Origin of the sequence: Vibrio sp. MOR3 (assembly GCF_001557775.1) — a bacterium.
Lineage (GTDB): Bacteria > Pseudomonadota > Gammaproteobacteria > Enterobacterales > Vibrionaceae > Vibrio > Vibrio jasicida.
Genome location: NZ_LNRD01000001.1, coordinates 91,646 through 104,915, shown reverse-complemented (window position 1 = coordinate 104,915; position 13,270 = coordinate 91,646). Strand labels below are relative to the sequence as shown.

Sequence of the window (13,270 nt, the reverse complement as noted above, 5' to 3'; positions counted from 1 at the left end):
TTTAACAGAACAACCTTCGCTTTCATAAATTAGATTTCTTATCGTGACGATTAGTTTTTTTTATCGATAGCCACATAAGCACCAGAAACTGAAGGTTTTTTGTTTTTATTGGCGAAAAAATTTACAGTCACCAGACATTGAGGTAGGAAAAAACGCACAAAAAACACAGCCTACAAAAAGCAGGCTGTGAACTAATTGCTTTAAATCTTGTCTGAAACCGCCAACGTTGCCGCCAATACATCTTGGCCAAACAACACACTACGTTCCGGAGACCAGCCGTAAAGTGGGTCGGGATGGTTATTATTGTCTTTGAATGGCATCTCGATGGTGTAAGACAAGCACTTAAATTGCTCAGCAACCCAGTTAGAACCAACGGTTAGGTTCGCTTTGCCCGGCTCATCTTTATCGTAACCAATCTCGTCTTGGAACTCTGGTGTAATAGTCAGAAGTGCTTGTTTAAACGCACTTTCCAATTCAGCCATGCCTTCGTCATAAGAAGGAACACCTTCAGAGCCCGCCACGAAGTTGTAAGGGATAGCTTCATCACCATGGATATCTAAGAACATATCCACGCCTGTTTCTAGCATTCGCTCACGAACCAAGAAGACCTCAGGGCTCTTTTCCATTGATGGCGTTTGCCATTCACGGTTTAAGTTTACGCCAACCGCGTTAGTACGTAGATGCCCACGCACACCGCCGTCTGGGTTCATGTTTGGTACAACGTAGAGTACTGCTTTTTCAAGTAGTGCACGCGCAACCGTATCGTTCTCATCTAGCAAACGTTGGATCATGCCTTCCATGAACCATTCTGCCATCGTCTCACCTGGGTGCTGACGCGCAATCATCCAGATTTTCTTTTTGCCTTCTTCTGGCTCACCAAACGTTAGCAAGCTCATATCATTGCCGTCTAATGTGTGGCCCAGCGTCTCAAGTTGGCAGTGATGCGCGCTTTGTGCCATGTGTAACAGGTCTAGGTGACGGTCGTACGTGTAAGGTGCAAAGTACGCGAAGTAAATTGAGCTTCGCTCAGGGATAACAGTGAAAGTCAGCGCATCGCCATCGAACTCTGCCGGTACTCGGAACCACTCTTCACGATCGTAAGACGCAACCACGTCGTAGCCTTGCCAGCCTTCAGGGTAAGCTGATTTCGCAAGATCAAGAAGTTTGATGGTGTGTGATTGCTCGGCTTCTGTCTCTAGACGGAAGTGGAACCACTGGTAGAATTCCGACATGTTGTCGTTAGGAATTTTGAGTTGGATGTCGTTTTTGTCGTCCGCTTTCACTACGTGAATGCTGCCGCTGTCAAAGTTGCTGAATACTTTCATTTTATTACTCACCTTTTGCATCTGAGCTTGAAAGACTGAGGCTAACACAAAGGGAAGAGGTGCCTCTAACACTTTCACTTCTTCCCTATCCGTTTGCGATCAAAATATTCAGTTTAGTCGAGCTTATCCGCTTTGCCTGCTGGTCCTGCGAGTTTTGCTAGCCACTTATCCCAGATGAATGGCGTCCGCTCGTTATCTTCTGCTTCCTCTTTTCGACGTACCGCGTTGCGCACCATCATTGCTCCCGTCCAACGGAATGGCTCTGGCGGGAAATGCCCCAACGGCCCTTTGGCTAAACCGCTTTTCGTCCATACATTGTCGATTCCCAATACCAATGAAGATAAGATTTTTCCGCCCATTCGAGTCTGCGCTACCCCATTACCCGAATAACCAAAGCCATAAAAGATATTGCTTTGGTTATCTAACTCACCGAAGAATGGAAAACCAGTTGCGGAGCGATCTGAACCGCCTGTCCATGAATAAGCGAACTCAGCCCCTTTCAAACGCGGGAACAACTTATCGAACGACTTACGCAGTAGATCTTGATAGCGCGTTGGCTTGTTGAACATCGCGTTGACTTGGTTGTTGAAAGAGAACTGATTGCCGCCTTTCCCCAACATCAAACGGCCATCTGGCGTATCTCGGTAATAGTGGACGAAGATACGTGAATCCAACACGCTAGAACCTGACTGCCAACCAGATTGAGTCAGCGCGTCACCAAGCGGTTTGGTGATCACCATGTCGGAAGAAACCACCACGATACTGCTTTTGAATTGCTTAAACTGCTCCACCATCCAAGCGTTTAATGCCAACACCACCTGCTGCGCTTGAATATTCCCTTTAGGTGTAGAAACAGTAGCAGGTTTTCCATAATCTAAACGCGTCATCGGAGTGTTCTCATAGATCTCAACACCCAACTCCATTGCGACGCGTCTTAATCCTCTCGCCAACAAAGCAGGCTGAACACTGGCTGCAATCGGAGAGTGAAAGCCTTCTATATTGCGCGGCGATCCTGCATTGGCACGCAATTCCTCAGATTGACAGCGGCGCCAGCTGTTCACATCTAGACGCTTTAACTCGTCTACCACTGGCTGCATTCCCCCCGTCTGAGACTGATTGGTTGCCGTGTAGTAGACGCCTTTTAACGACAATTGCGCATCGATATTGTACTGCTGACAGAATTCGTCAATCTCCAATACCGCTTGCTCCGATTCCTTCACCAACCACGCTGCGTGTTCTTCACCAAATAAACGCTTTAATGTAGGGAACTTAGTCGACCATGTCAGCATGCAACCGCCATTAGCCCCGGAAGCACCGCTACCGCACAAGCCTTTTTCAACCACTATTATGTGTTTCTCCGGCGATTGTTGCTTGATCATGATTGCCGTCCAGAGCCCAGTGTATCCACCACCAACAATGGCGACATCAGCTTGGATATTTTGTTGAAGTGGTTTGGCGGTTTCTGGTTGCTCGGCTTCAAGCGCTTGCTTAAACCAATATGAAGGGTGAGTCATTACGTATCCTTTGTAAGTGTGCGCATACAATGTTGCTTTGTTGCCACTTTACAAACGATCCAAATCATCAACGAGCTAGAAAAACTGACGCTGAGCGTTAGAAAATATTTAGATCCTATCCCAAAAGTGATTTATTCCGAACAATGAGGGCACAAGCAAAATGTGACATGGCCTCTTAGTTTTTTATTTTCTTCTCCCAACGAACAAGCAATTTACGATAACAGTTTAACCAGCTATGGGTTCGCTCTACTATCCAACGATGAGCCTTAAAATCATCCGATTATTTTAAGCTCGCTGCCTCTTCTGCTCGTGATTGAACATGAGGGATGTAGTTCAAAGTAACCAGTTCATCATGTAACCACTGCCCTGTATAACCTTTGTCTAGATACAGTGGCACTTGTAAAGGTGGTCGATAGCACTCTAATGCATCTAAAGTTTGAAGTACCAATTTGATATCGTGAACGTTGGCACTATCGGTGACTACAGCAAGTGGCAATCCATTAGCATCCGTCAACAAACTGCGCTTTACGCCTTATTTCGCTCTGTCTGTTGGAGTTCTTTCCTGTTTTTTGAGCCAGCTAAATGCACTTTAGTTTGGCAGCCATCCATTGATATAGAACGCCAATCAACATCCTCGTAAATCAGGCCACTTTGCCAAAATCGCTCAAAAACATCTGCATCTCGCCACTCTTGAAAGTGACGATGCGCGGAGCTAGAGGTACAAATACCCGTTGCGTTAGGCGCATTCCATTGACAACCAGTTCTGAAAACAAAAAGAGTGCCGTTCATCGCATCACGATTATCGACTCGTTTTCGATGCGTACCGAGAGGATGGTAAGTCTTGTGAACGGGCAACAATGGCTCAATTTTTTCCCAGAGCACATCGGAGATTAGGTATTGTGTTGAACTCATTTGCAGTATTTTCAATAGGTGTTGACTTAACTCAGGCAACACCTATTGAGATAGGTTCTTAGCTCGAAGGCTGTGATATCACTTGGGTATTCAACGATTGAGTATTACATTGGGGTCGCTAAATAGAGTTTATCTTTGTCTCGATCGACATATACCACATAAGGGACATTGCCAACACGAAATCCATAGGGTTCAACGGCAGCTTCTATCGGAATAACTCGTTCGATTTTACGGTTAAGTAAATCAACCCGCCAGATACAGGCATAGGCTGATGAGTTATCAAAATAGATTTCATTACTATCGCCCCCCCAAGAAAGGTTATTGATCACCCAGTTTTCGTAGTGATCATTAATCAGAATGCTTCTATGGTAGAGGCTCTCAACGAGCAATTGGCCATCATCGTTGTTTATTTGACTTTGTTGGTCGGTTGATACTAGCGGTACGGACGAATAACGTCCTTTGTGCGGAGGTGGCGCATAAGGAACATGTACCAGAGAGGGGGTTGCCGCAGTGAGTTCTAGCTCAAAATAATCATCCTGTTTGTTTTTTATATACAGCAGTGATTCTTCGATACTATTAACATAGACTGGTTCAGGTGCTGTGAATACGGTCTTTTTGTTACCCGTTAGCAAATCAAGTGTCTTTATATCATTGCCAAGATTATAAACTAGCTCTATATGGCCCTTATATTGAGCGACAAGAAAGTTTTCCTCATTAGCCATTTCATTGATGTCGATGAGCGCTTTGTGTCCCCACCAGTTGTATGGATCGACGATAAAATCTGTCGTTATTGTTTTTTCTAGCTCAGTAAGGTATTCCGGTGAGTAATCGTTGTCACTTTTGCTCTGTACCATACCGGTATTGAGTTGTGCGACTTGCTGTTGCGTTGTTTCATTGGTTTGATAAGCGCGTAATGAATAGTATTCGGTACGTTTGTTAACGGTTTGGGGTTGCAGGAGGCCTTCTGTGTTAAAGACATTGGCAACCATAATAGGGCGTTCGTTGCCAAGGAAGAGAAGACGAGTCTTGCCGTCGTTGGGTATAACATCGTCGAAGGGAATGCGAATTGCTTTATTGTCGGTGTCCACCTTTAGTAAGGTTAGCGATGTACCTTGTGTTAAGGTTTTAGGGCCAATACATTCTATCGACTCATAATTTGCGACGTTGCCTTGCCAAGATGCCGGAACGGCAAGGAAATTTTTGTCAAGAGCACAGCTTGAGCGAGTAAGTCGTGTATCAATCCGTGATTCGGTTTGCTTGAGTGAACATAGACCAAGGTTGGTTTGTATTGCTTGGGCGATACGGGGATGTTGCTGTAACGTATCGGCCTTAATAAGGGAGGCTATGTCGTCACATGCTTTTTGATTATCGGTTCGTGATGCCGCGAGAGAATAGTCGCTAAGCAGCCATAGTGTTTCTTTTGACGGTGAATGCGCCAAAAACAAGGCTGGGCAACTATCAGCATAAAGATAAGCTGCGTAGTAGGCGGCTGTGTAATCTTTTTTCTTATAATGCTTTAGAAATAGTGCTCGCGTTTTAGCGGTAGTTGTATCGTTGCACGCATTGTTTTCCGTATTGGCTTGAAGCGCAGTGGGAAGTGCAAAAAATCCAACCATGACAAGTGGTAAGATAATTTTTCTCATCAACTGGTGTTATTGTTGTTTATGGTACCAGCACTATAACAGAAAATAATGGCAAGGCCGTGGTGTTAAGTCAGCGAAACAGAGCCAGCAAAAGGCGCTTTAGTTTGGCAGCCATCCATTGATATAGAACGCCAATCAACACCCTCGTAAATCAGGCCATTTTGCCAAAATCGCTCAACAACGCCTGCATCTCACCATTCTTTAAAGCGACGATGCGCAGAGCTAGAGGTAAAAATACCCGTTGCGTTAAGCGCATTCCATTGACAACCAGTTCTGAGAACAAAAAGAATGCCGTTCATCGCATCACGATTATCGACTCGTTTTCGATGCGTAGCGAGAGGATGGTTAGCCTTGTGAACGGGCAACAATGCTCTATTTTTCCCAGAGCGCATCGGAGATTAGGTATTGTGTTGAACTCATTTACAGTATTTTAAATAGATGTTGATTTAACTCAGACAACACCTATTGAGATAGGTTCTTATGAGATATTAAATTCAAGAAACACATTCATCAGGGGTATGTTTAAATAATAAAAAAGGGGAGCAAAACTCCCCAAATTCAATAAGAATAAATATATGGCAACGATAATATTGAAAACAAAATATTTTGCTAGCGAGTAGATGTATTAACGATTACCTGGCTCACGCATGCGGTATTCATATTTCACATTCAATATTGGTTGATAGGCAATCTGACCGTTATCTTGAAGAAACTCATCAACGGTAACTTTTGCATTAGTAATGGAAAACGACTGACGGTCTACCATATCAAATGCACTCTTAAACTCATCTCGTAGCTCTTTAGAAGACTTGCTTTGGTAGTTTTTAATCATTTCAAAGCCCATGTCGTAGGCAGCTTGCTTACTATCCACAACATTACCTTGGATCGTTTTGCTGTTATTCGTCCATTGGTAACCACCAGCGAATGCCGCGACAGGAGTGGCAGTTAATACGATAAGACTGACTAGAGAGATTAAACGTTTCATAATATGCTCCTTACTTACCTTTTAAAATATCGAGTTCCAAATACTCGATGAATGTAGGTTACGTATAGAGACCTTTAGCTCGTCAAATTAATTTCAAAAAACATTCAATTATTTTTCAAGTTATTTTTAATTGAACGTAAGGCATAAAACTGCCATTTATTATTCATAATAAAAATATCTTAAAAAGCAGTCACTAAATAGCTTTTATTGTCTTATAAAGAAACCTTTATGGCTCCTTTGCCACTCAGCCATGACACTCCCTTACCAAGCCATACAATACCTCTTGCCCCTTTTCTCTTAGAATTCTGCACAAACGAACACCGTTCAAAACGATCGTAATGGCACTGCGTCTGACACCAGAACACCACCTTTTGATGCCTCGGCGTCCTCTTTATCTTTTGGTGTTTTTCGACCATGACCAACAAGGCACTGCACAGATAACGAACTTAGGCTCGCCGAAAAGCCAGTCTGGAGTGAAATGACATGAATAAATCTATCCTTCATCACAGCAAAACCATTTACTCAGACGAGTACGCTGAGATCTATCACCCTATTTGGACATACCGCGCTAAGTTTATCGCGCGTGCACTGTTCTATCGCAAGTCATTCAACTATCTGGCGGACAATATTGAGGCGTCACTTCTAGAGATGCTTTGTTCTCGTACGCATCGTTTCTTAGAAAAGCCGTTTCGTCCTTACATCATCAAAAATAGCCCAGCAATCGATCGCTCTGAACTTGTGGTTGATCACTACAATACGGTGTCGAAGCTGCTCTCTTCAGAGCTGATTGAACAAATCTATACCGATGCTAAAGGCCAAACTCTGATGACATTTGAGATTGATGAGATCCTCTATACGGTTCGACTTGTTTATGAAGCTCGCTACCAAAAAGAAGGTGAGATGAGCTTGGTATTACATAGCGAAGAAGACGGAAACTTTTACACTATCTCTTTTACGCTCGGGCACGAGAATGGCGCTCGTTGCATCATGATTGGCGGCTTACAAGGTCCACGCAGTAATGAAACCAGCAGCGCAAAAATCAAAAAGCTAACACGTAAACTTTACGGTCAACGTCCAAAAAGCCTGATGGTGAGTTTACTGACTATTCTGGCGCAAATCTGGGGTGTAGAAACAATTTTGGCGGTCAAAACCGACTCCCACACTTACGCCGCGCGACGCTACAGCAAAGGACGAATCAAAACCGACTATGACGCACTCTGGCAAGAGTTGGGCGGGATAGAGTTCGACCGGAACTTCTACTCCCTTGCGGTGAATGCCCCAAGACGTGATATCGAAGATATGTCTCGCTCAAAACGCTCGATGTATCGTCGTCGTTATGAATGGCTAGACAACACCAAAGCCACATTCGAACAAGTACTAAGAAACTAAAAAGCTAAAAGGCTAAAAAGCCAAAGAACTAAGGAGAAAGTCACATGCGTTATTCACTCGTGACGGCTTTGGTGTTGTCGACTCTTTCTTTGTCAGTGCACGCAACAACCAATAAACACATTGTTGGTACAAATTTAGGTTACGGCGTTGTCAATTACGATGCTCCAACAAGCGAAGAGTCCGGCGATATGTTCCTCGGTGAGGTTTACTACCGATACATGCTAACGCAAAACATTGGTATCGAAGCGGGTTTTAAAGGCGCTTTTGACGGTATCGGCTCGATACTTGTCAGCCCAATTTCTGAGGTTACGGATACCAGCTTTTCTGGGCCTAGGCTAAGTGGCTATGCGAGCTATCCACTTGGGGCAGGGTTTGAGTTGTACGGCAAAGCTGGCATCACCGCCTACACACTGGAGTACACTTATAAAGTAAACGGGCAGAGTCGAAATATCGAAGAGTCGAGCATCGGCGGAGAAGCCGCGGCTGGTATTGGCTGGAGTTACAAACACCTTGGTTTAAATGCGGAATACGCGTATTCCAAAAACCGCGATTTTGATTCTGGCGGTGTGATGTTTGGCGCTCAAGTTCGCTTTTAACACCATCCAAATAAACAAAAAGGCAGCGATGGCCTGAGTCGCTGCCTTTTTCTTTCATCAATATGTGTCAGTTCGTCAGCGCAAGAATGATCCCCGCCACGATCGAAGTAACGCCAAGTCCTCGGGTGAGATACCATTTCTCAGACAGAAACCAAATCCCCATAAACAATCCAAACACAATGCTGATTTGCCTTAGTGCAACGACCAAGCTAACGTTGTCTGTCATGGTCATCGCAAACAGCACCAAGCCGTAGGTGGATGCCATCATTACCCCTGCCATGCTGGCGGTTTTGCGGATCTGCCAAGCTGTCTTAATCTCATCTGGTTTGCCCGTAACCAAGCACCACAAAAGGGCAGGAATACCAATTGCCCAAAACTGCACACCCAAGTAGAAGATCGCACTGTACTGATCATTCAAGATCTCGGACGCTTGTCCTGTGAGTATACTCAGCGCTTCTTTGTCGACCACGGAGTAACCCGTTGTGCCTATTGCGGCAATCAATGCCCAGAACACACCGACATTCAAATAAGAACCCAATGTCATTTGACGAAAATTCGTCAGTGGTACCAACATACAACCAAGGGTTATCAGCAGGAATCCAAGCCACTGCTGACTAGATAATTCATGTCCCAATGCCACACTGATTGCGCCGACCATCATCACAGGCAGCGCCCGAGCAATCGGATAAACCACACCCACATCTGCGTGCTTATAAGCGACAATCAAACCGACCAGATAAACCATTTGTGAAATGCCGCTAATGAACAGCAATCCCCAAAATTCACTCGGTAATGATGCCCAGCCAATGGTTACCAAATACCAAATCAAATAAGGGGTAAGGATGAAACATGCAGAAAAGCTGGCGGCCATGGTAAACGCGAGCCCTGAGCCTGAGTTGCTTTTACCAAGGATATTCCAACCCGCATGGAGAACAGCAGAAAAAACGACGAGACCAATCGCCAACAAATCCATTTCAATGTTCCTGTCTGAATAAAATAAAGGCCCCGAGATGGAGCCTTAGATAATGAGAAAGTCCACTTAACGATTGAGTTCCGCCAGAGATTCAATGCTGATGGCATCGTGTCGCCAATACTCGATATCGCAATCAATTAACTCACCGTGTTGGTTATAGTTGATGCGCTCCACCACCATCGCTGGCGTGCCGGCTGTCGCGCGCAATGCTTGGGCCATTTCCCCCAACAAAGTGCTGGTTGAAATGCGGTAGCGAATCTTTTGATATGTAACGCCATAATGATCGCGATAAATGTCCGTCAATGAATTTGATAAATCGTAGTCCAGCAGGTTCGGAAACAGCTCTGGGCGAATGTAGTTTGTTACGAATACCACAGGTCTGTCTTCAAGGTATCGCACACGGTCGACTCGATACACGTCCGAGAAAGGTTGCAAGTCCAGCAAGCGCGCGGCTTGTTTGTTTGCCAACGTCCCTTTTGCTGCGACCAACTCCGTTTTTGGCACGCGATTTTGCGCTTTCGCCATGTTCGGGAAGTTCAGCGTTTGGGTTGGGTCGTAACGCAATGGCTCAGGTGAGATAAACCAACCTCGGCGATCTTCGCGATAGATTCGACCTTCCGCTTCTAGCAATGATAAAGCTTCACGTAGAGTGACGCGTGTAGTATCGAACGACTCCGCCAACTTACGCTCTGCTGGCAGTTTTTGACGCGGCGATAGCATGCCCGCTTCAATCTGTTCAACAATCGAATCTTTAATTTTTACGTATTGCACGAAGTGTCCTTATCTTTTGCGCCAAGCTTGTGTGCGATTCTCTAACAATTTACCCAAAGTCATCTGAACAATCTTCGCAATTGCGGCAGCCATCATGATCATGACAGCCATTGCCGCTGCAGCGCCAGTTTGACCTGCATCGTCCATATTCAGAATCGAGACCGAAGCCGGAATCGTATCGGTTGAGTAAAGGAATACTACCGCAGAAGTGGTGGTCAATGCATTAACAAACAAGTAAGTCGCAATGTCCAAAATCGCAGGTAAACACACAGGTAATGTCACTTTAAAGAACAACTTGTATTGAGGAAGCTTCACCGATGCCGCCGTGGCTTCAACCTCCGATGGCAACTGCTTTAGCGCTGTCAGTGCAGTCATGTGACCCACGGTGTAGTAATGCACTACCGTGTTAATCACCAAGAATGCCATGGTGCCATAAAGCACGTTCAGAGGATTGTTCGCATCGTTGAAGTAAAAGATGTAACCCAAGCCAAGCACCATACCCGGAACCGCCATTGGCACCACGCTGAGCATTTGCATCACTTGACGAATTGGACCAAATGCACGCCCTTTCTCAATGCAGTAAGCACCGACAAAGATGATGGCTGTACCAATAACCGCCGTCCAACCTGCCAACGTTAGTGAGTTGAAGAATGGACTCCAACCGTAAGTGCTCATTTCGGCAAAGTTGTAATTGTTTAGCGTCAGTGCTTTGTTCCAAGGCCAGAACGTAACTAGCGAGCCATACACTGCCATGCCAAGCACCGCCAACACTGCGATAGAAATGATGCTGCAGTAAACCAAACAAATGTTGTCGCGCACCTTGTTAGGCTCTGGCTGGTAAGGCACTGAACGTGTGTCGAATAAGCTCTTTTGCTTTTTCTGAACCCAGCGGTCTGCGCCGAATGCCATTACCGCAGGAAATAGCAGCATAATGCTGGTCACCGCACCCATGGCAAAGTTTTGTTGTCCCACAACCTGCTTGAAGATGTCAGTCGCCAGAACGTTGTAGCTTCCACCAATCACTTTCGGCACACCAAAGTCCGTGATAACCAGCGTAAAGACGACGATAAGCGTACTGATCAAACCGTATTTCGCCGCAGGTAACGTCACCATAAAGAAGGTTTTGATGGGTGAAGTTTTAAGTGCGCGGGCTGCTTCATACAAACGGGCATCTGAAGTGCGCAGCGAAGTGGTCAAAATCATCAATGCATGAGGGAAGGTCCAGAAAATCAAACCCATCGAGATACCAATCACGCTGTAGATCGAGTTTCCTAACAGCATCTCTTTGGCAATGCCTTGATTACCGAAAAGGAAGATCAAACTGATCGCTGGTAACAGCGAAGGCGCAAGAATTGGCGCAGTACCTAGGATTTGGAACAAACCTTTAAACGGCATGCATGAACGAGTCAGCGCGTAGGCATAACCGAACGCAAGCACACCCACTACCGAGGTCACAATCACGCCTAAAGTGAAGGTGTTGCCCACCGACACCCACAAGCTTGAAGAAGAAAAGTACGTCGCAAAGTTTGCCAATCCGACAAATTCGCCATTGGCATTTTGCACACTCTTGGTCAACATTGCCCAAAGCGGCATCAAGATGAATAGCACCATCATGGTCGACAAGCCAGCGAGCAAACCGAACAACACAAGGTTGTCGCGGCTAACACGTCCGAGTAGGGATTTTGCTTTGTCTTGTGTGGTTAGGCTATTCATCGTCATTGTCTTCGCATCCATGTTTACACCTACGCTGCTAGCGCTTTATCAACCGAGGGCACGGCGTAACCATGCAGCCCTTCTTCAGCAAACTGGATGTAACGTACATCGCCCGCTTTGATATTGAGTTTTTGAACCGTTTCCACGGGCACATCCACGACGATGGTTTTCGTTGAGCTGTCGTTTTGCAATACGCAATCAATGCGGAAAAACGCCCCCAGAAACTCGGTAGCCGTAACTCGCACTGGTAAAGAGTTGGTGTAGTTTTCAACGAACTTGATGCTTTCAGGACGCACCGCAAGGTCGAAGCGATCACCACGTTGGATCTTACGATTGGTCAAGCTTGGCGCTGGCATCAAGGTTTCTGCAATGCGCACTTGGGAGTCCGTCGCTACTGAGGTTTCAATAAAGTTCATGCTGCCGACAAACTCAGCAACAAAGCGCGTGGCTGGTTGTTGATAGATCTCTTGAGGAGTGCCGACTTGCTCAATCACACCATGGTTCATTACCACGATACGATCCGCCATCGACAACGCTTCATCCTGATCGTGCGTAACCATGATGGTGGTGATGCCCAGCTTGCGTTGCAGCTTACAAATTTCATCACGTAAGTGAACACGTACTTTTGCATCCAGCGCTGACAGCGGCTCATCAAGTAGCAGTAGACCCGGAGATAGCGCCAATGCACGAGCCAAAGCAACACGTTGTTGTTGACCACCAGAAAGTTGGTTAGGGAATTTCTCTCCAGAGGTTGGAAGACCAATGGTTTCTAGCCAGTAATCCACCTTCTCTAACGCTTCTTTGGTCGACATACCTTGGTTTTTCAAACCCACCGCAATGTTCTCTTGCACAGTTAGGTTCGGAAACAGCGCGTAAGATTGGAATACGATGCCGAAATCGCGCTTCTCTGGTGGTAGGAATGTGGTCTCTTGACCGTTTTGAAAAATCGCACCAGACGTTGGCAAGTCTAAACCTGCAATGGCACGTAGCAGAGTGGTTTTACCGCAGCCAGAAGGACCAAGAAAACAAACAAACTCGCCCTTCTCAATCGCTAGCGAGATTTTCTTTAATGCAGTGAACTGTCCGAATTGCTTCACTACATTTTCGATATTTAGGTAATGTTGGTTAGTTGACATAACACACGCTCCAAATGGTATATACCAATTTTAGTTTTGGAGTGTTACGTTCCAATGACAAATTTATAGCCAGAAGATGACAAATAGATGAAGGGCGATGAGGTTTGTTTCTACGCTTGCAACCCCCTCCAACTCCCCCTTTTCTTGACATGGTTTGCCAAGCATTTGAATGTCGTAATTAAGGGGGAGAGCTGTTCTTTGCTGCGGTAAGCTCAGTGCTTTCCCAACGTCATTCTGAAGGAGCCTAGGCGAGTATTCAGAATCTACTTGAAGCGCGTTGGATGTTGCATTGTGAATTGAATTTTTCGCGAAT

The 13,270-nt window shown here is 45.6% G+C and carries 10 protein-coding genes and 2 pseudogenes; 2 read left to right on the top strand and 10 right to left on the bottom strand.

Annotation, left to right across the window (positions count from 1 at the left end; genetic code table 11):
* Nucleotides 1-200: 200 nt before the first annotated feature.
* From ATB76_RS00500 to ATB76_RS00475, 6 genes and pseudogenes are all read right to left on the bottom strand, one after another.
* Nucleotides 201-1,325, bottom strand: coding sequence for a M14-type cytosolic carboxypeptidase (locus tag ATB76_RS00500; protein WP_042599926.1), 1,125 nt, complete (start codon nucleotides 1,323-1,325; stop codon nucleotides 201-203).
* Nucleotides 1,326-1,438: 113 nt separating this feature from the next.
* Complete coding sequence (locus ATB76_RS00495; RefSeq protein ID WP_042599927.1) at nucleotides 1,439-2,839, bottom strand: FAD-dependent oxidoreductase; 1,401 nt, start codon at nucleotides 2,837-2,839, stop codon at nucleotides 1,439-1,441.
* 175 nt (nucleotides 2,840-3,014) lie between these two features.
* A pseudogene (locus ATB76_RS27010) lies at nucleotides 3,015-3,751 on the bottom strand (IS5 family transposase).
* A 104-nt stretch (nucleotides 3,752-3,855) separates the two neighbouring features.
* Nucleotides 3,856-5,394 carry a hypothetical protein gene (locus tag ATB76_RS00480; protein WP_061034383.1) on the bottom strand — a complete coding sequence of 513 codons (1,539 nt, stop codon included), beginning with the start codon at nucleotides 5,392-5,394 and terminating at the stop codon, nucleotides 3,856-3,858.
* Between the two features lie 80 nt (nucleotides 5,395-5,474).
* Nucleotides 5,475-5,814: pseudogene (locus ATB76_RS27005) on the bottom strand (transposase); the annotation flags it as partial.
* Between the two features lie 205 nt (nucleotides 5,815-6,019).
* Nucleotides 6,020-6,379: a DUF3316 domain-containing protein gene (locus ATB76_RS00475; RefSeq protein WP_038868241.1), complete on the bottom strand. Its 360-nt coding sequence runs from the start codon at nucleotides 6,377-6,379 to the stop codon at nucleotides 6,020-6,022.
* Between the two features lie 483 nt (nucleotides 6,380-6,862).
* On the opposite strand from ATB76_RS00475, the gene ATB76_RS00470 reads away from it, so the two are divergent.
* Both ATB76_RS00470 and ATB76_RS00465 read left to right on the top strand, forming a co-directional pair.
* On the top strand, nucleotides 6,863-7,768 hold the full coding sequence (locus ATB76_RS00470) for a VirK/YbjX family protein (protein ID WP_042599931.1): 906 nt from the start codon (nucleotides 6,863-6,865) through the stop codon (nucleotides 7,766-7,768).
* A 44-nt stretch (nucleotides 7,769-7,812) separates the two neighbouring features.
* Nucleotides 7,813-8,364: an outer membrane beta-barrel protein gene (locus ATB76_RS00465; RefSeq protein WP_042599932.1), complete on the top strand. Its 552-nt coding sequence runs from the start codon at nucleotides 7,813-7,815 to the stop codon at nucleotides 8,362-8,364.
* Nucleotides 8,365-8,431: 67 nt separating this feature from the next.
* Here ATB76_RS00465 and ATB76_RS00460 read toward each other — a convergent pair whose 3' ends face one another.
* The 4 genes from ATB76_RS00460 to ATB76_RS00445 all read right to left on the bottom strand — a co-directional run bounded on the left by ATB76_RS00460 (nucleotide 8,432) and on the right by ATB76_RS00445 (nucleotide 12,957).
* On the bottom strand, nucleotides 8,432-9,337 hold the full coding sequence (locus ATB76_RS00460) for an EamA family transporter (RefSeq protein ID WP_042599933.1): 906 nt from the start codon (nucleotides 9,335-9,337) through the stop codon (nucleotides 8,432-8,434).
* Between the two features lie 66 nt (nucleotides 9,338-9,403).
* Entirely contained in the window at nucleotides 9,404-10,108 is a 705-nt protein-coding gene (gene phnR / locus ATB76_RS00455) for a phosphonate utilization transcriptional regulator PhnR (protein WP_005442366.1), read from the bottom strand.
* Nucleotides 10,109-10,117: 9 nt separating this feature from the next.
* Nucleotides 10,118-11,842, bottom strand: a complete 1,725-nt coding sequence (locus tag ATB76_RS00450; RefSeq protein ID WP_061034382.1) for a putative 2-aminoethylphosphonate ABC transporter permease subunit — start codon at nucleotides 11,840-11,842, stop codon at nucleotides 10,118-10,120.
* Nucleotides 11,843-11,850: 8 nt separating this feature from the next.
* A complete protein-coding gene (locus ATB76_RS00445; RefSeq protein ID WP_005432488.1) occupies nucleotides 11,851-12,957 on the bottom strand; it encodes a putative 2-aminoethylphosphonate ABC transporter ATP-binding protein in 1,107 nt (368 codons plus the stop codon).
* Between the last annotated feature and the right edge of the window lie 313 nt (nucleotides 12,958-13,270).

Excerpts from the sequence above, each read along its gene's own strand:
- ATB76_RS00445 (WP_005432488.1), bottom strand. The coding sequence starts at position 12,957 with ATGTCAACTAACCAACATTACCTAAATATCGAAAATGTAGTGAAGCAA.
- ATB76_RS00475 (WP_038868241.1), bottom strand. The coding sequence starts at position 6,379 with ATGAAACGTTTAATCTCTCTAGTCAGTCTTATCGTATTAACTGCCACT.
- ATB76_RS00465 (WP_042599932.1), top strand. The coding sequence starts at position 7,813 with ATGCGTTATTCACTCGTGACGGCTTTGGTGTTGTCGACTCTTTCTTTG.
- ATB76_RS00450 (WP_061034382.1), bottom strand. The coding sequence starts at position 11,842 with ATGGATGCGAAGACAATGACGATGAATAGCCTAACCACACAAGACAAA.
- ATB76_RS00500 (WP_042599926.1), bottom strand. The coding sequence starts at position 1,325 with ATGAAAGTATTCAGCAACTTTGACAGCGGCAGCATTCACGTAGTGAAA.
- ATB76_RS00460 (WP_042599933.1), bottom strand. The coding sequence starts at position 9,337 with ATGGATTTGTTGGCGATTGGTCTCGTCGTTTTTTCTGCTGTTCTCCAT.
- ATB76_RS00495 (WP_042599927.1), bottom strand. The coding sequence starts at position 2,839 with ATGACTCACCCTTCATATTGGTTTAAGCAAGCGCTTGAAGCCGAGCAA.
- ATB76_RS00480 (WP_061034383.1), bottom strand. The coding sequence starts at position 5,394 with ATGAGAAAAATTATCTTACCACTTGTCATGGTTGGATTTTTTGCACTT.
- ATB76_RS00470 (WP_042599931.1), top strand. The coding sequence starts at position 6,863 with ATGAATAAATCTATCCTTCATCACAGCAAAACCATTTACTCAGACGAG.